This window comes from Delftia sp. WSY_10 (assembly GCF_043104705.1).
GTDB classification, from domain to species: Bacteria; Pseudomonadota; Gammaproteobacteria; order Burkholderiales; family Burkholderiaceae_C; genus Comamonas; species Comamonas tsuruhatensis.
The window spans coordinates 17,519-33,583 of sequence record NZ_JBICKY010000013.1 but is presented as its reverse complement, the minus strand read 5'-3'; the positions used below and the strand labels follow the sequence as shown (position 1 = coordinate 33,583).

At 67.4% G+C, this 16,065-nt stretch carries 17 protein-coding genes and 1 tRNA gene; 16 read left to right on the top strand and 2 right to left on the bottom strand.

Annotated elements, in window-relative coordinates:
* The first annotated feature begins 64 nt into the window (after positions 1-64).
* From ACF8ML_RS05965 to ACF8ML_RS05890, 16 genes are all read left to right on the top strand, one after another.
* Positions 65-1,738 (top strand): AMP-binding protein, encoded by a 1,674-nt coding sequence (locus tag ACF8ML_RS05965; RefSeq protein WP_392406655.1) that lies wholly within the window; start codon positions 65-67, stop codon positions 1,736-1,738.
* The gene (locus ACF8ML_RS05960) at positions 1,735-2,499 is read left to right on the top strand and encodes a glycosyltransferase family 2 protein (RefSeq protein ID WP_070080336.1); all 765 of its coding nucleotides are present in this window, start codon (positions 1,735-1,737) and stop codon (positions 2,497-2,499) included. Before ACF8ML_RS05965 ends, ACF8ML_RS05960 begins: the two co-directional genes overlap by 4 nt.
* Complete coding sequence (locus ACF8ML_RS05955; protein WP_046239889.1) at positions 2,496-3,473, top strand: acyltransferase; 978 nt, start codon at positions 2,496-2,498, stop codon at positions 3,471-3,473. The genes ACF8ML_RS05960 and ACF8ML_RS05955 overlap by 4 nt, the downstream gene beginning before the upstream one ends.
* A 23-nt stretch (positions 3,474-3,496) precedes the next feature.
* Entirely contained in the window at positions 3,497-3,937 is a 441-nt protein-coding gene (locus tag ACF8ML_RS05950; RefSeq protein WP_046239890.1) for a thioesterase family protein, read from the top strand.
* Positions 3,938-4,107: 170 nt separating this feature from the next.
* Positions 4,108-4,638, top strand: coding sequence for an outer membrane lipoprotein carrier protein LolA (locus ACF8ML_RS05945; RefSeq protein WP_240479255.1), 531 nt, complete (start codon positions 4,108-4,110; stop codon positions 4,636-4,638).
* Between the two features lie 9 nt (positions 4,639-4,647).
* Entirely contained in the window at positions 4,648-7,023 is a 2,376-nt protein-coding gene (locus ACF8ML_RS05940) for an MMPL family transporter (protein ID WP_392406652.1), read from the top strand.
* Between the two features lie 14 nt (positions 7,024-7,037).
* The gene (locus tag ACF8ML_RS05935) at positions 7,038-8,288 is read left to right on the top strand and encodes an NAD(P)/FAD-dependent oxidoreductase (protein WP_047327581.1); all 1,251 of its coding nucleotides are present in this window, start codon (positions 7,038-7,040) and stop codon (positions 8,286-8,288) included.
* Between the two features lie 65 nt (positions 8,289-8,353).
* Entirely contained in the window at positions 8,354-8,938 is a 585-nt protein-coding gene (locus tag ACF8ML_RS05930; protein ID WP_392406650.1) for a DUF3261 domain-containing protein, read from the top strand.
* The gene (locus tag ACF8ML_RS05925) at positions 8,935-10,146 is read left to right on the top strand and encodes a beta-ketoacyl-ACP synthase (protein WP_047327582.1); all 1,212 of its coding nucleotides are present in this window, start codon (positions 8,935-8,937) and stop codon (positions 10,144-10,146) included. Before ACF8ML_RS05930 ends, ACF8ML_RS05925 begins: the two co-directional genes overlap by 4 nt.
* 12 nt (positions 10,147-10,158) lie before the next feature.
* Positions 10,159-10,638 (top strand): hotdog family protein, encoded by a 480-nt coding sequence (locus ACF8ML_RS05920; RefSeq protein WP_047327583.1) that lies wholly within the window; start codon positions 10,159-10,161, stop codon positions 10,636-10,638.
* Positions 10,635-11,378 (top strand): 3-ketoacyl-ACP reductase FabG2, encoded by a 744-nt coding sequence (locus ACF8ML_RS05915; protein ID WP_047327584.1) that lies wholly within the window; start codon positions 10,635-10,637, stop codon positions 11,376-11,378. Before ACF8ML_RS05920 ends, ACF8ML_RS05915 begins: the two co-directional genes overlap by 4 nt.
* Positions 11,375-12,634: a beta-ketoacyl-ACP synthase gene (locus tag ACF8ML_RS05910; protein ID WP_047327585.1), complete on the top strand. Its 1,260-nt coding sequence runs from the start codon at positions 11,375-11,377 to the stop codon at positions 12,632-12,634. The genes ACF8ML_RS05915 and ACF8ML_RS05910 overlap by 4 nt, the downstream gene beginning before the upstream one ends.
* Positions 12,631-13,026 carry a hypothetical protein gene (locus tag ACF8ML_RS05905; protein WP_209672864.1) on the top strand — a complete coding sequence of 132 codons (396 nt, stop codon included), beginning with the start codon at positions 12,631-12,633 and terminating at the stop codon, positions 13,024-13,026. The genes ACF8ML_RS05910 and ACF8ML_RS05905 overlap by 4 nt, the downstream gene beginning before the upstream one ends.
* 47 nt (positions 13,027-13,073) lie before the next feature.
* Positions 13,074-13,508 (top strand): hypothetical protein, encoded by a 435-nt coding sequence (locus ACF8ML_RS05900; protein ID WP_047327587.1) that lies wholly within the window; start codon positions 13,074-13,076, stop codon positions 13,506-13,508.
* A 1-nt stretch (position 13,509) separates the two neighbouring features.
* Entirely contained in the window at positions 13,510-14,262 is a 753-nt protein-coding gene (locus ACF8ML_RS05895; RefSeq protein WP_052947245.1) for a 4'-phosphopantetheinyl transferase superfamily protein, read from the top strand.
* Positions 14,263-14,430: 168 nt separating this feature from the next.
* The gene (locus tag ACF8ML_RS05890; RefSeq protein ID WP_017406814.1) at positions 14,431-14,727 is read left to right on the top strand and encodes an addiction module antidote protein; all 297 of its coding nucleotides are present in this window, start codon (positions 14,431-14,433) and stop codon (positions 14,725-14,727) included.
* A gap of 74 nt (positions 14,728-14,801) precedes the next feature.
* On the opposite strand, the gene ACF8ML_RS05885 is transcribed toward ACF8ML_RS05890, so the two are convergent.
* Positions 14,802-14,877, bottom strand: a tRNA-Thr gene (locus tag ACF8ML_RS05885).
* Between the two features lie 26 nt (positions 14,878-14,903).
* Positions 14,904-15,911, bottom strand: coding sequence for a class 1 fructose-bisphosphatase (locus ACF8ML_RS05880; RefSeq protein ID WP_392406645.1), 1,008 nt, complete (start codon positions 15,909-15,911; stop codon positions 14,904-14,906).
* Positions 15,912-16,065: the final 154 nt, after the last annotated feature.

The window sequence follows — 16,065 nt, the reverse complement described above, 5'->3', positions numbered from 1 at the left end:
GGCACTGGCATGGGTGGCGTTGGCGCAGGTAGCACTGCCGCAGTCCAGGGACGCAGGGCATGTGGTGGCAAGGCCGCAGGATGCGGCGGTCACGCACGCGCAATGGGTCGATGCTGTCCGGGCGTGGTGCGCGGCCTTCCAGCGTGTGCAAGGGGCGGAAGTGGCCTTGTACTGCGGCAATCCGCTGACCTTTGCCGCTGCGCTATGGGGTGCCTGGCACGCGGGCAAGACGCCGGTGCTGGCCAGTGACCTGCATGCGCACACGCTGTCGGCGCTGCTGCCCCAGGTGGCGGCCTGCGCGGGCGAGTTGCCCCAGGCCCTGGTGCCTGATGCCGCTGGCGCGGACGGCGTGGTACTGCAGCCCCTGGACATGCTCAAGGCGCGCGTCGTGCTGTTCACCTCCGGCTCCACGGGGGTGCCCGAGCGCATTGAAAAGCGGCTGTCGCAGCTGGATGCCGAGGTGCAGGCCCTGCAGGCCGTGTTCGGTGCCGGCATGGCGCAGGGGCCGCACGTGCAGGTGCTCTCCACCGTGGCGCACCATCACATCTACGGCCTGCTGTTCCGCATTCTGTGGCCGCTGGCGGTGGGCCGCGCCATGGGCACGCATCTGGCGCACTATCCCGAGGATCTGGTGCAGCCACTGCAGCAGGCGCCGCGCAGCCTGCTGGTATCGAGCCCCGCCATGCTCGGCCGCTTGCCGATGCACCTGGACTGGTCGCAGGCGATGGAGCGGCTGGGCGGCGTGTTTTCCTCCGGCGGTCCACTGGCCGAGAGCGCCGCGCAGCACACGCTGCAGCTGCTGGGCCATTCGCCCACCGAAGTCTTCGGCAGCTCTGAAACGGGCGGTATCGCCTGGCGCCGCCGCGCAGAACACGGCGAATCCTGGCAGGCCCTGCCTGGCGTGGAGCTGCGCCTGTCGGACAACGGGCTTCTTGCCGTGCGCTCGCGCCATCTGCCTGATGCGCAGCTTTGGTGGGAGACGGCCGACCGTGCCTTGCCCGGCACCGACGGCCTGGGCTTCGTGCTGCAGGGGCGTGCAGACCGCATTGTGAAGATTGCCGAAAAAAGGGTGTCTCTGACCGCCATGGAGCGTGTTCTGGAAACCCATGGTGGAGTCCGGCAGGCCAGGGCTGTGGTGCTGGAGCAGCCGCCCGGCGCCAGCGGCATCGCTGGCGGCGCGCCGCAGCGCGTGGGCATGGTGGTGGAGCTGTGCGAAGCGGGCTGGCAGGCGTTGCAGCAGCAGGGCCGTCGCGGCATGGGTCAGGCGCTGCGCTTGCTGCTGCAACCCTGCGTGGACCGCGTGGCCTTGCCGCGCCACTGGCGTTATGTGGAGCGCATGCCCATGAATGCGCAGGGAAAGACCACGCATCACAGCCTGCTGACCTTGTTCAATCCCGTGATTCCCGTGCCGGCATGGCAGGAACGCAGCGCGCAGCGCGCCACGGCGCAATTGCTGGTGCAGCCCCGGCTGCGCGTGCTGGAGGGGCATTTTCCCGAGGCATCCCTGGTGCCCGGCGTGGCGCAACTGCATTGGGTGGTGAGCCTGGCGACCCAGGCCTTCGGCCTGGAGCACGGATTTGCCGACGCGCAACTGCTCAAGTTCCAGCAGCCCATCCTGCCCGGCGATACGGTGCAGATGCAGCTGCAGTGGCAGCCCGAGAAAGGCTGGCTGCAGTTCGAGTTGAGTTCCGCGCGGGGCGTGCATGCCAGCGGCCGCCTGCTGGAGCGCAGGCCATGACGGCACCTGGCTTTCGCCCCACGGCCCTGATCCCCGTCTACAACCACCCCGACACGGTGGGGGGGATGGTTCGGGGCTGCCTGCGCGCAGGCCTGCCCTGCCTGCTGGTGGACGACGGCTCGGAGCCGCGCTGCGCCGCCGTGCTGGATGCGCTGGCAGCGCAGCACGCAGGGCAGGTCCAGGTGCTGCGCCTGGCAAGCAACCAGGGCAAGGGCGCCGCCGTGATGGCCGGCCTGCGCGCCGCGCTGGCCCAGGGCTGCACGCATGCGCTGCAGATCGATGCCGATGGCCAGCACGCCGTCAGTGACATTCCCGCCTTCCTGGCGCTGGCCCGTGCCCACCCGGGGAGCATGGTCTGCGGGGCACCCGCCTATGACGCCAGCGTGCCCAAGGCGCGTCTTTATGGCCGGTACCTCACCCATGTGTGGGTGTGGATCAACACCTTGTCGTTGGACATTCGCGATTCCATGTGCGGCTACCGCGTGTATCCGCTGAAGACCACGGTGGCGGTGCTGGACCGCTCCCGCATGGGGCGGCGCATGGAATTCGACACCGAAGTGCTGGTGCACCTGCACTGGCGCGGCGTGGCCTTCGTGACCTTGCCCACGCCCGTGACCTATCCCGCCGATGGGCTGTCGCACTTCAGGGTCTGGAGCGACAACCTTCGGATCTCCGGCATGCACGCGCGCCTGTTCGGCGGCATGCTGCTGCGCAGCCCGCAACTGTTGGCGCGCCGACTGCGAACGCGGGAGGCGTCATGAGCGGGCCTTCCACACGCAGCCCGCACCACTGGGCGCAGATCGGCGAAAGCACCTGCGTGGGCGGCATGTGGCTGCTCTACCAGCTTCACCGCTGGCTGGGCCGCTGGCCCTTTTTGCTGTGCCTGTATCCGGTCGTCGGCTACTACTGGCTCACGCGCCCGGTGGCGCGGCGCGCTTCCCTGCAGTACCTGCAGCGCCTGCAACAGGCGCATGGCCTGTGGCCGCGCGGGCCGGGCTGGGTGCACGGCCTGCGGCACTTTGGTGTCTTTGCCCAGGTGATCCTGGACAAGCTGCTTGCCGTGACGAACAGCTACCGCACCGAGCACGTGCGTTTGGAGGGGCAACAGCCCTTGCTGGACCTGATGGCCCGCGGGCAGGGGGCCGTGCTCGTGACCGCGCACATGGGCTGCGTCGAGCTGTGCCAGACCCTGGCCCGGCAATGCCCTGGCCTGCAACTGACCATCCTGGTGCATACCCGGCATGCCGAGCGTTTCAACCGCCTGCTGCGCCGCATGGCGCCGGACAGCGGGGTGCAGCTGCTGCAGGTCTTGGACTTCAACATGGCCACCGCCATGGCACTGGCCGACCGCGTGGCGCGCGGGGAGTTCATCGCCATTGCCGGTGACCGCGTTCCTGTGCATGAGAGCAAGACCACGCAGGCCCTGTTTCTGGGCCATGAGGCCGCCTTCCCCTGCGGGCCCTACATCCTGTCTGCCCTGCTCAAGTGCCCGCTGTATTTCATGGGCTGCGTGCATGAGGGACGGGGCTATGCCGTCGAGTTCGTGCCGCTTGCCGCCCAGGTTGAACTGCCGCGCGCGCGGCGCGCGCAGGCGCTGGCCGGCTATGCCCGGCTCTATGCCCGGCAGCTTGAACGCCTGCTGTGCAAGGCGCCTTATGACTGGTTCAACTTCTTCCCGTTCTGGGAGCAGGGCATGCCTGCACCTGCACCCACGCATCCTCTCAACCATGGGTAATTTGCCCTTCACGCGGAGCCTTCATGGCCACTGACCAGGAAATCGCCTCGCGCGAGCGGCTGAGCTACGAGATCGAAGTCACGCCGGCGTTCTACGACATCGACGTGATGGAGATCGTCTACCACGGCCACTACGTGCGCTATCTCGAACTGGCTCGCAGCGCCTTGCTGGCCCACTTCGACTACGACTATCCCCGCATGCGAGACTCCGGCTACGGCTGGCCCGTGGTGGACATGCGTCTCAAATACGTGCGCCCGGCGCTGTTCGGACAAAAGCTCCGGATCAAGGCCTCCATCACCGAGTGGGAAAACCGCCTGCGCATCGACTACCTGATCAGCGATGCCGCCACGGGCGAGAAAGTGAACACGGCCCACACCACCCAGGTGGCCGTGGACATGCGCACGCGCGAGATGTGCTTTGTCTGCCCTCCCGTGCTGTGGGAACGGCTGGGGGTGCAGCCATGACTGCCCGAGGGACGCGCTTGGCTGCATGGGGCATGGCCTGCGCCCTGGCCTGCACCTTGTCTCTTCCGGCTGCCTTGCAGGCTGCGCCTGCTGCCGGTGTTTCCGGCGTTGGCGACGGCTCCCAGACCGCCCCGGCCTCCCAAGTGTCACAGCAGGCTCTGTTGGCCCAGGTGCGTGAGCGCGTGCAGAGCGCGCCTGTGGTGCGTGGTCAGTTCACGCAGCTCAAGACCGTGCAGGGCTTCAGGCAGCCGCTCAAATCCTCGGGCGACTTCGTCGTGGCACGTGGCAAGGGCATCGCCTGGCAGGTGCGACAGCCCTTTGCCTCGACGCTGATCGTCAGGCCCGACAGCCTGCTGTCGCGCGGCGCCGATGGCAGCACGGCCGTGCAGATGCGCGCGCAGGACGAGCCTGTGCTGCGCACCATCAATGCCATGCTGTTTGCCGTGGTGTCGGCGGACCTGGCGCAGCTCACCCACTACTTCGAGGTCAGCGGCCAGGTGCAGGGTGCCGGCTGGAGTCTCCACCTGGTGCCGCGCGACCCCGTGCTGGCCCAGTGGCTGCAGGCGGTGGACCTGAGCGGCCAGCAGTTTGTGCAGTCCGTGCAATTGCAGGAGGCGCGCGGCGACCGCAGCCAGATCCAGATGGCGAACCCCGTTGCCGAGCAGGCGCTGCGTGCGCAGGATGCCGCCCTGTTTGACTGAGCCCGCGCCATGAGCACCAGTCCATCCCCCGCGCACGACACCGGCAGCCAGGACCGTCCCGGCCTTCTGTGGCGTGCAGCCGCATTGGCTTGGCTGCTGGCCGTGCTGGTGGTGGCCGTGCACCAATGGCATTTCTGGCATGGCCAGCGCATGGACACCGATGTGCTGGCACTGCTGCCGGTCAATGAACAGGCGCCCGAGGTGACGCGTGCCACGCAGCAGCTGGCCGACCAGTTGTCGCGCCAGGTCACCGTGCTGCTGGGTACGCCCGACTGGGCCGGCAGCCGACAGGCAGCACAGCAGTTGCGGCAAAGCCTTTCACGTCAGGCGGCCGCGCCGCTGCGCGAACAGGCGCTGGCGCAGCAGGTCTCCATGCAGGCGGCCCTGGATTTCTACCAGCCCTGGCGCCAGTCCCTGCTTACGCCGCAGCAGCGCGACCGGCTGCAGCACACGCCGGGCGAGCTCCTGGTGCAGCAGGTCCTGCAGGACCTGTACCAGCCCGGCCTGCAGGCGCGGTTGAGCGACTGGATTCGTGATCCCCTGGGCCTGTGGACCCCCTGGTGGACGGCGCGCGCTGCGCAAAGCCATGCGCGGCCGCGCGACGGCGAGCTGTGGGTGTCCGGGCAGGGGCAGCAATGGGTGCTGCTGCAGTACGCGCTGTCGGGCTCGGCGTTTCGCCTGTCAGGCGAACCCGTGCTGCAGGATGCGCTGCAGCAGGCCCTGGCCGATGTGCGCCGGCAATGGCCCGATGCGCAACTGCTGGTGGCCGGCGTACCGCTGCATGCCGAGGCAGCGGCCACGCAGGCGCATGGCGAGATCAACACCATCGGCTGGGGCTCCCTTGCCGCTGTCCTGCTGCTGGCGTGGCTGGCATTTCGCGCCGTGCGTCCGATGGCCCTGGTGGGCCTGTCCCTGCTGATCGGCACGGCGGTGGCGCTGAGCGTGACGGCGGCCCTGTTCGGCCAGGTGCATTTGCTGACCCTGGTGTTTGGCGCCAGCCTGGTGGGTGTGGCCGAGGACTATGGCATTCACTACTTTGCTGCCCGGCAGGGCGCCCCACGGCGCACGCCGCATGCGCTGATGCGTTCCCTGCTGCCGGCACTGTGGCTGGCGCTGGGCACCAGCGTGATTGCCTACCTGGCACTGGGCGTCGCGGCTTTCCCGGGACTGCGGCAGATGGCCGTTTTCTCCGTGGTGGGACTGGCCGCCGCCATGTTGACCGTGGTCTGCTGGTTCCCCTGGCTGGACCGGGGCCACATGCCCGCCAGCCCCGCTGCACGGCGCATAGGCCTGAGCCTGATGGCCTGGCCGCGCTGGCGCGCAGCGCTGCCGGGTTCGGTGGTGCTGTGTGCCGCCATGGCGGCCTGGCTGGCGTGGGGTGGGCGCCTGAACATCCAGGACGATGTGCGCCAGCTGCAAAACGGCGCGCCTGCCCTGGTTGCCCAGCAGCGCCAGGTGGGTGACATGCTGGGCCTGCCCAGCCCGGCCCAGTTCTACCTGCTCGACGGGGCCAGCGACCAGGAGCTGCTGCAGCGCGAGGAGCTGCTCAAGCAGCGGCTTGATGTGCTGGTGCAGCATGGTCAGCTTGCCGGTTACACGGCTGTGTCCGACTGGGTGCCTTCCGCCCGGCGCCAGAGCGAGGATCTGGCCCTGGTGCGCCGTGTCGAGGACCAGGTGCTGCAAGGGATCAATGCCCAATTGGGCGAGTCTTTCAGTGCGCCTGCCGCCGCACCGGTGCAGCCCCTGACCGTGCAGGCCTGGCTGGAGCAGTCCATCTCCGCGGCGGCCGGCCCCCTGTGGCTGGGCGAGCGCGATGGCCGTTGGCGCAGCATGCTCATGCTGCGCGGCGTGGCCGGTCAGGCCGCACTGCCGGGCCTGGCGCAGGCAGCGCAGGGGCTGGAGGGCGTGGTCTGGGTGGACAAGCCCGCCGAGATCTCCGGCCTGCTGCAGCGCTACCGCCTGTCGATGACGCAACTGCTGGTGCTGGGCCACGGCCTGGTGCTGGCGGCTCTGTGGCTGCGCTTTGGCAGCCAGGCCTGGCGAGCCTGGCTGCCCACCGTGCTGGCCAGTCTGGCGGTGGCGGTGGTCCTGTCCGTCTGGGGCCAGCCCTGGCAGCTTTTCAACGTGCTGGCGCTGATGCTGTTGCTGGGCGTGGGCATCGACTACGGCATCTTCCTGCAGGAGCACGAGGACGATCCCCACGCCTGGCTGGCCGTGGTGATCGGCGCGGCCAGCACCTGGCTGTCATTCGGCCTGCTGGGCCTGTCCCAGACGCCGGCCTTGCGGGCCTTTGGCGTCACGCTGATGCTGGGCCTGCCGCTGGTGCTGGTGCTGGCGCCGCTGTTTCGCGCGCCGCCGCAGGCGCCTGCCGGCACCTCTCTCTGAAAAAGACACCGTACATGCAACGTACCGAACAGACTGAAATCCTGATCATTGGCGCCGGCCCCTCCGGCGCCGTGGCGGCGGGCCTGCTGCGCCGGCAGGGGCGCCGGGTGCTCATCCTGGAGAAGGAAGAGTTCCCGCGCTTTTCCATTGGCGAGAGCCTGCTGCCGCAAAGCATGGCCTACATCGAGCAGGCCGGCATGCTGCAGGACGTGGTGGAGGCGGGCTTCCAGCACAAGAACGGCGCGGCCTTCGCCCGGGGCGATCTGCGCACGGCCTTCGACTTCCGTGACAAGTTCTCCTGCGGATGGGGCACGACGTACCAGGTGCAGCGCGCCCATTTCGACAAGGTGCTTGCCGATGCCGCCCAGAAGGCGGGCGCCGAGATCCGCTATCGCCATACGGTGACCGGCGTGGACGTGGCAGGCGCCCAGCCGCAGGTCACGGCCCGCACGCCGCAAGGCGAGGAATATGTGGTGCAGGCCCGCCATCTGCTGGATGCCAGCGGCTTTGCGCGCATCTTGCCGCGCATGCTGGGGCTGGAGCGGCCCTCCGGTTTTCCCGTGCGCGCGGCCCTGTTCACGCATGTCGAGGATCGCATCGCGGCACAGGACATGGACCGCGACAAGATCCTGATTTCCGTGCATCCCGAGCACCGGCATGTGTGGTTCTGGACCATTCCGTTTTCCAATGGCCGCAGCTCGCAGGGCGTTGTCGCCACGCCCGAATTCCTGGAGCGCTATGCGGGCTCCGAGGTCGAGCGCCTGCGCGCCATCATTGCCGAGACGCCCAGCCTCGCGCAGGTGCTGCGCAATGCCCGGTGGGACACGCCCGGGCGTTCGCTCACGGGCTACTCGGCCAATGTGACGGCGCTGTGGGGCCCGGGCTATGCCTTGCTGGGCAATGCGGGCGAGTTTCTGGACCCGGTGTTCTCCAGCGGCGTGACCATTGCCCTGAAGTCGGCCAGCCTGGCCGCCGACTGCATCGCCCGCAGCTGGCAGGGCGAGGTGGTGGACTGGCAACAGGACTATGCCCAGCCGCTGCAGGCAGGTGTCGATACCTTCCGTGCCTTTGTGCAGGGCTGGTACGACGGCAGCTTCCAGGACGTGATCTTCCACCCGTCGCATGCGCCGGACATCCGCCGCATGATCTCGTCCATCCTCGCCGGCTACGCCTGGGATGGACGCAACCCCTATGTGGCCGAGCCGGAGCGCCGCCTGAACGTGCTGAGCCAGCTTTGCCAGCCTGCGCAGGGGGTGATGGCATGACGCGGCTGCGTCTTTTCCCGGCTTTTGCGCGCCGGCGTGCGCCAGCCTTGTTCGCGGTGTGCTCCGTGAGCGCTGCCATCATCACGGCCAGCGCGTTGGCAGGCTGCTCCACCGCACCAGAGGCGCGTGCACCGCAGGGCGATGCCACGCCGCCGCGGCTGGCATTGCCGCCGGCTGCGCTGGGCTGCGAGCTGGCGCTGCAGCAGCATCTGGTGGTACAGGCGCCTGGCCAGCCCGCGCAGGAACTGGACGCGCTGCTGGAGGTCGATGCGCAGACGGTGCGCCTGGCGCTGGTCCACCTGGGGCAGCGCGTGGGCGTGATCGTCTGGGATGGGCAGCAGCTGCAGGCCGAGCTGTCACGCTGGTGGCCGGCGCAACTGGCGCCGGCGCAGGTGCTCGGCGACATGCAGCTGGCGCTGTGGCCGGTGGACGCCATTGCGCAGGCCTTGCCTGCATCCTGGGTGTTGGAAGAGGTCGGAATGTCCGGTGGATCGGCCAGACACCTGTCTCACCAAGGGCAGACGCGCGTCGAGATCCGGCCTGCCGGCAGCGACGGGTTCGAGATCGTGTATGCCGCAGGCGCCTGGCAACTGCGCGTTGCCTCGCCCGGCGGCATGCGTCCCTGTGCCAATGCAGGGGAGGGCGCATGACCGCGATCACCCCGACGGCACAGGCCGTGTTTGTGCAAACCCTTTCAGCCACCAGCGCCCTGGGCGCCGATGCGGCCGGCCTGCGCGCCGCATTGTTCGCCACCCAGGCCCCCGACAGCCTGCAGTGCAGCGACCGCTACAGCCCGGGCCGGCACCTGCCGCTGGGCTGCCTGCCGCCCCATGTGGTGCTCCCCACGCTGGACTGGGCACCGCCGCCGCAGCGATCGCGCAACAACGCCCTGGCATGGCACACCGCCCAGGGCGTGCGCGGCTCGGTGGAGCACGCCTTGTCGCGCTGGGGCCCGGCGCGTGTGGGCGTGGTGGTGGGCACCAGCACGGCCGGCGTGCAGGAGGGCGAAGCCGCCGCCGCCCATTGGCAGGCACAGGGCCGGTTCCCGCAGGACTTTGACTACGCCTTGCAGGAAATGGGCAATGTGTCGGAGTTCCTGGCCCAGCACCTGGGCATCCAGGGGCCGGCGCACACCCTCTCCACCGCCTGCTCCTCCGGGGCCAAGGCGTTGGCATCTGCCGCGCGCTGGCTGCAGGCCGGCCTGGTCGATGCCGTGCTGGCCGGCGGGGTGGATGCGCTGTGCGCTTTCACCGTGGCCGGTTTCAGCGCGCTGCAGGCCGTGTCGGACCAGCGCTGCAACCCGCTGTCTGCCCGGCGCAGCGGCATCAACCTGGGCGAGGGCGCGGCGTTCTTCCTGCTGACGCGAGAGCCAGGCCCCGTGCGTCTGGCCGGTTGGGGCGAGACCCAGGATGCCCACCACATGTCGGCCCCCGACCCATCCGGCCAGGGCGCCATCCAGGCCATGGAGCAGGCGCTGCGGCGTGCGGCCATGCGGCCCGGTGACGTGGACTACATCAACCTGCACGGCACGGCCACGGTGCACAACGACGCCATGGAAAGCCTGGCCATTCACAGCGTGTTCGGCGAAGCAACGCCCGTGAGCTCCACCAAGCCGCTGACCGGCCACACCCTGGCGGCGGCCGGGGCGCTGGAAGCGGCCATGGCCTGGCACCTGCTGCACGACAACCCGCAGGGCCGGCTTCCTGCGCACTGGTGGGATGGCGAGCAGGCGCCCGAACTGCCCGCCCTGGCCGTGGTCCGCCCGGGCATGGCGCTGGGGCGTGCGCCCCGGGCCGTGCTCAGCAATTCCTTTGCCTTTGGCGGCAGCAACTGCGCCCTGCTGCTGGCCGCTGCCTGAGGAGCCATCGAGATGAACGCATTTCTACCGATTGAAAACTACGTGCCCCATCGCGGCGTGATGCTGCTGCTGGACTGCCTGCTCGATGCATCCGCCGATAGCGCCCATGCGCAGGTCACCGTGCCGCGTGATGGCCTGTTTCTGCAGGACTCCGGCATGCCCGCCTGGGTGGGGCTGGAGTACATGGCCCAGACCGTGGCCGCCTGGGCTGGCTGGCAGGCGGTGCAGGCCGGGCGGCCCGTCAAGCTGGGTTTTTTGCTGGGCACGCGCAAGTTCCAGGCGGCCTGCGCGCATTTTTCCCCGGGCAGCGTGCTGCGCGTGAGCGTGCACTGCGAACTGGTGGGCACCAATGGCCTGGGCATGTTCGATTGCCGCATCCAGCCCCAGGGCGAGGACAGCGTGCTCGCCCAGGCCCGCATATCCGTTTACGAACCAGACAATGGCAGCGCATTCATACAGGCGCTGGAGCAAGAAGGAGTTGGACAAGCATGAGTGCAATCGCCCAGCCAGCCACGGTGCTGGTGACCGGGTCGAGCCGGGGCATAGGCCGGGCCATCGCCCTGCGCCTGGCGCGCGATGGTTTCGACATCGTGGTCCATTGCCGAAGCGGCCGCGAGCAGGCCCTGCAGACGGTGGCCGACATTGCCGCGCTGGGCCGGCAGGCCCGCGTGCTGCAGTTCGATGTGGCAGACCGCGCTGCCTGCGCTCAGGCGCTTGAGGCCGACATGGAACAGCACGGCGCCTACTACGGCGTGGTCTGCAATGCCGGCATCGCCCGGGACAATGCCTTCCCTGCCATGACGGGCGAGGAGTGGGATGCCGTGGTGCATACCAACCTGGATGCGTTCTACAACGTGCTGCACCCGGTGGTCATGCCCATGGTGCGCCGCCGCAAGCCGGGGCGCATCGTGACGCTGGCTTCGGTCTCCGCCCTGATGGGCAACCGGGGGCAGACCAACTACAGCGCGGCCAAGGCCGGGGTGATCGCTGCGACCAAGTCCCTGGCCGTGGAGCTGGCCAAGCGCGAGATCACGGTCAATTGCGTGGCGCCCGGCCTGATCGACACGGAAATGGTCAGCGAGGAAGTGCTCGAACATGCCTTGGCGCTGATTCCCATGCGCCGCATGGGCACGGTGGACGAGGTGGCAGGTGCGGTCTCCTTCCTCATGGGCGGCGAGGCCTCGTACATCACGCGCCAGGTCATCTCCGTCAATGGAGGGATGGTGGGATGAGCGCAGCAAGCAAACGGCGTGTGGTCGTCACGGGCGTGGGTGCCCTGAGTCCGCTGGGCCACGACTGGGCCACGGTGCGGGAGCGACTGCGCACCGGCAAAACCGCTATCCGGGTGATGGACGAGTGGGCTGCCTATGAGGGCCTGAGCACCCGGCTGGGCAGCACCGTGCCGCCCTTCGATCTGCCGCCGCACTACAACCGCAAGTCCATGCGCAGCATGGGCCGCGTCGCCCTGATGGCCACGCGCGCCAGCGAGCTGGCGCTGGCCGATGCCGGCCTGCTGGGCGATGCCTTCGTCAAAAGCGGGCACATGGGCGTGTCCTATGGGTCTTCTGCGGGGACGCCCTCGGCCATCGGCGACTTCGGCCGCATGATGGCCGACAAGAGCACCGAGGGCATCAACGCCAACACCTACATCAAGATGATGTCGCACACGGCGGCGGTGAACATCGGCGTGTTCTTCGGAACCACGGGCCGCGTCATCACGACGTCCAGCGCCTGCACCTCGGGCAGCCAGGGCCTGGGCTATGCCTTCGAGGCCATTCAGAGCGGCAAGCAGCTTGCCATGCTGGCCGGCGGGGCCGAGGAGCTGGATGCCACGCAGGCGGCTGTGTTCGACACCCTGTTTGCGACCAGCGTCAAGAACGACAGCCCCGAGTGCACTCCCCGTCCATTCGACGCCCGGCGCGACGGCCTGGTGCTGGGCGAGGGCGCCTGCACCTTGGTGCTCGAAGAGCTGGAGCATGCACTTGCCCGGGGCGCCTGCATCCGGGCTGAGTTGATCGGTTTTGCCAGCAACTCCGATGGCACCCATGTGACGCAGCCCAACGCCGCCACCATGGCCCAGGCCATGCGCATGGCGCTTGATGACGCGGGGATCGAACCTTCGGAGGTCGGCTACGTCAACGCCCACGGCACGGCCACGGACCAGGGGGACATTGCCGAATCGCAGGCCACCCGCGAAGTGCTCGGCAGTCAGGTGCCCATCAGCAGCCTCAAGGGCTACATGGGCCACACGCTGGGCGCCTGCGGCGCGCTGGAAGCCTGGATGAGCATCGAGATGATGCGTGAAGGCTGGTTTGCAGCCAACGCGAATCTGCAGCAACCCGATCCGCGCTGCGCCGATCTGGACTACGTCATGGGCGAGCCGCGTGCCTTGCACACCGATATCGTCATGAGCAACAACTTTGCCTTTGGAGGCATCAACACCTCATTGATTTTTCGACGTTGGAAGCAACAGGAGCCAGTGAAATGAAACAGACGAGAACCGCCGCCATTGTCCTGGTCCTTGCCCTGGCCGCAGGCAGCGCGGTGGCACGAAGCACGGACATCTATGAACCCCCGGCGGTCATGTGGACCGCCTCGCCCGAGACTACGACGCAGCAGTTGCACGATCGCATCGTGGTGGCGTCGAAGTCGCTGGGCTGGGTGGTGGTCGGCGACGAGCCGGGCCGCCTGGAGCTGCACTACGACAAGCAAGGCAAGCACCAGGTCAACATCGCGGTGCACTACAACACAGATACCTACCGGATCAGCTATCTGCACAGCGTGAATCTGAATTACTCGGAAGGCGATGGCAAGCGGGAGATCCATCCCAACTACAACCGCTGGGTCCGGAATCTGATGAAGAAAATCAGTACCCCGTAATCCATCGCTGTCCCTGTTCCATGCTTTTTTACAGAGAGGGAGTTTCCATGAGAAAGATGATCTTGGCAGCCATGGCGCTGGTGGCCGCAACGGCGGTACATGCCCGCAATGAAGCAGTGATGCTGCCGCTGGCCGACGTGGTGAAGCTCGGCCTGGAGCAGGGCAAGCTCGACGGCAGCGTGAGCTTTCACCTGTCCGGTGCCAGCACGCCTGCCATCTCCGAAAAGCTGGGCGATGACGTGTCCAACAAGAAAACCAACGGCGTGGGCAAGGACGATGCCACGGCCTGCAACTGGGCAGCGCTGTCTGCCCTGATAGCCTTCGAGGCCAAGGCCAAGCAAAAGGGCGCCAACGCCGTGGTGGACCTGCACAGCTTCAACAAGAAGCAATCCACCCGGGATCCAGTCAATTTCGAATGCCGCGCAGGCAATGTGATGGCCGGCGTGACCTTCAAGGGCACCTATGCCCGCGTAGGCCGGTGATTTGAGCGCGCCGGCCGCCTGCGCCTTGCTGCTGGGGGCGCAGGCGCCCTTGTGGGCCAATGCGCAGTCGCTGGCTGCGGGCTGGCTGACGGACTCGGAGCGGGAGCGCCATGCCGGCATGCGCGAGGCGCGTCAGCGCGAATTCATCGCCTGCCGCTATGCCATGCGCCTGCTGCTGGCCGGCGGGCATGATGCCGCATCGACCTGGCGGCTGGCAGCGCCCCGCAATGCTGCACCCCACGTGGATCAAGGCGGGGAGGGTGGCATTTTTGGAGCGAAGCCCCGTTTGAGCCTCTCGCACAGCGCCGGCTGGCTGGCCTGCGCCGCCGCACAAGGCCCGGTAGGCGTGGACCTTGAGCGAAGGGCTGCGCACCGCCAGCGCGACGTGCATGCCATGGCCGAGATGGTGTGCTCCCCGCCCGAACGCGCATGGCTTCAGGCGCAGGACGGAGCCCGCCTGCAGCACAGCCTGGTGCAGCTGTGGAGCCTGAAGGAGGCCTATTTCAAGAGCCTGGGCCAGGGCCTGGACTTTGTCCGGATGCGGCAGCTTGCATGGATACCCGTCTGCGCTGCGCTCGACATGGCTGGGCCGCCCCTGGCCCACGGCCGCCTGTGGCAAGGCCGGGATTGCGATGCACAGGCCGTGTGCCTGGCGCTTTGCATGCCTGGGCCCCTGCCCGAGGTGGCTATATCAGGAAGCGAAGAAGTGCATTGGAAGCCCGCTGTGGATTGGCGACTTGTCGTGCTGGCCTGATGGCACAAGGCACATGTCCAGCTGCAGAAATTCTGACCACTGGGGTGGTTTCGCCGTTAGCTTTGCGTGTTACGTGCTGGTAGTTATGTTGGGTGGTGGCGACAAGGCAACCCAGCAGGTGGACATTGCGGCTGCAATTGCCCTGTCCAAGACCCTGGAGAACTGACCATGACCAAGATTGCTGACCTTCCCACCTTTGACATGGCTGAGCACCTGAAAACCGATGAGGACGTGGCTGCCTATCTGTCCTTGGTGCTGGAAGAAGATGACCCCTCCGAACTGGCCCATGCCCTTGGCGTGATCGCACGCACGCGCGGCATGAGCGAGATAGCCAGTGCCAGCGGTCTGACCCGGGAGGCTTTGTACAAGGCACTGCGGCCGGGTAGCCAGCCTCGGTTTGACACCATCCGTCGCGTCTGTGGCGCTCTTGGCGTGCGTCTGGTGGCTCAGCCTATCCGCACCTGATCATTGTTGCCGGAATGCACTCAGAGTGCCCAACGAAAAAGCCCCAGACTCTTGCGAATCTGGGGCTTCTTGTTTGGTGCCGGAGAAAGGAATCGAACCCTCGACCTTCTCATTACGAATGAGCTGCTCTACCAACTGAGCTACACCGGCGACAGACAAAAATTATAACGGCAAATTCATGCCTCGGAATGGTATTGCGTCACTTTTTCGACTTCGTTCTTCGAGCCGAGGATGACGCTCACACGTTCGTGCAGCTGCGTGGGATGGATGTCGAGGATGCGCTGCTTGCCGTTGGTGGCGGCGCCGCCGGCCTGTTCGACCAGCCAGGCCATGGGGTTGGCTTCGTACATCAGGCGCAGCTTGCCGGGCTTGTTGGGCTCGCGGCGGTCCCAGGGGTACATGAAGATGCCGCCGCGGGTCATGATGCGGTGCACGTCGGCCACCATGGAGGCGATCCAGCGCATGTTGAAGTCCTTGCCGCGCGGGCCTTCCACGCCGGCCAGGCATTCGTCCACGTAGCGCTTGACGGGGGTGTCCCAGTGGCGCATGTTGGACATGTTGATGGCGAATTCCTTGGTGTCCTCGGGGATGCGGATGTTTTCCTGCACCAGCACGAAGGAGCCTTGCTCGCGGTCCAGCGTGAACATGGAGACGCCGTCGCCCACGGTCAGCACCAGGGTGGTCTGCGGGCCGTAGATGCAGTAGCCGGCGGCGACCTGCTGGGTGCCGGGCTGCATGAAGTCCTGCTCGGTCACGCCGGGGTGGCCTTCGGGCTTCTTGAGCACGCTGAAGATGGTGCCGATGGAGACGTTGACGTCGATGTTGGACGAGCCGTCCAGCGGATCGAACATCAGCAGGTACTCGCCGTGCGGGTAGCGGTTGGGCACCAGGTAGATGCCTTCCATTTCCTCGGAGGCCATGGCCGCCAGGTGGCCGCCCCATTCGTTGGCCTCGATCAGCACCTCGTTGGCGATGATGTCCAGCTTCTTCTGGACTTCGCCCTGCACGTTCTCGCTGCCGGCCGTGCCCAGCACGTCGCCGATGGCGCCCTTGTTGACGGATTGGCTGATGCGCTTGCAGGCGCGTGCCACGACTTCCAGCAGCAGGCGCAGCTGGCCGGGGATGAGGCCGTCCACGCGTTGCTGCTCGACCAGGTAGCGGGTCAGGCTGACGTTTTTCTTCATGGGTTCAACTCCTAAAAATCCGGGAGCAGATGCGGCATGGCGTATGCATCTGCTGATGAACAGCATTTCAGTGGTTCCTGGCTTGCAGCATAAAACCGGCGCTGCTCAAGCCAGGGACACCGAGGAAGAGCCGCCTCGCACCGAGGGTGTCGTC

What these genes read in the sequence shown, in the direction of transcription:
- ACF8ML_RS05920 (WP_047327583.1), top strand. Translation starts at nt 10,159, where the DNA reads ATGAACGCATTTCTACCGATTGAAAACTACGTGCCCCATCGCGGCGTG.
- ACF8ML_RS05880 (WP_392406645.1), bottom strand. Translation starts at nt 15,911, where the DNA reads ATGAAGAAAAACGTCAGCCTGACCCGCTACCTGGTCGAGCAGCAACGC.
- ACF8ML_RS05950 (WP_046239890.1), top strand. Translation starts at nt 3,497, where the DNA reads ATGGCCACTGACCAGGAAATCGCCTCGCGCGAGCGGCTGAGCTACGAG.
- ACF8ML_RS05955 (WP_046239889.1), top strand. Translation starts at nt 2,496, where the DNA reads ATGAGCGGGCCTTCCACACGCAGCCCGCACCACTGGGCGCAGATCGGC.
- ACF8ML_RS05910 (WP_047327585.1), top strand. Translation starts at nt 11,375, where the DNA reads ATGAGCGCAGCAAGCAAACGGCGTGTGGTCGTCACGGGCGTGGGTGCC.
- ACF8ML_RS05900 (WP_047327587.1), top strand. Translation starts at nt 13,074, where the DNA reads ATGAGAAAGATGATCTTGGCAGCCATGGCGCTGGTGGCCGCAACGGCG.
- ACF8ML_RS05890 (WP_017406814.1), top strand. Translation starts at nt 14,431, where the DNA reads ATGACCAAGATTGCTGACCTTCCCACCTTTGACATGGCTGAGCACCTG.
- ACF8ML_RS05960 (WP_070080336.1), top strand. Translation starts at nt 1,735, where the DNA reads ATGACGGCACCTGGCTTTCGCCCCACGGCCCTGATCCCCGTCTACAAC.
- ACF8ML_RS05935 (WP_047327581.1), top strand. Translation starts at nt 7,038, where the DNA reads ATGCAACGTACCGAACAGACTGAAATCCTGATCATTGGCGCCGGCCCC.
- ACF8ML_RS05940 (WP_392406652.1), top strand. Translation starts at nt 4,648, where the DNA reads ATGAGCACCAGTCCATCCCCCGCGCACGACACCGGCAGCCAGGACCGT.
- ACF8ML_RS05905 (WP_209672864.1), top strand. Translation starts at nt 12,631, where the DNA reads ATGAAACAGACGAGAACCGCCGCCATTGTCCTGGTCCTTGCCCTGGCC.
- ACF8ML_RS05915 (WP_047327584.1), top strand. Translation starts at nt 10,635, where the DNA reads ATGAGTGCAATCGCCCAGCCAGCCACGGTGCTGGTGACCGGGTCGAGC.
- ACF8ML_RS05925 (WP_047327582.1), top strand. Translation starts at nt 8,935, where the DNA reads ATGACCGCGATCACCCCGACGGCACAGGCCGTGTTTGTGCAAACCCTT.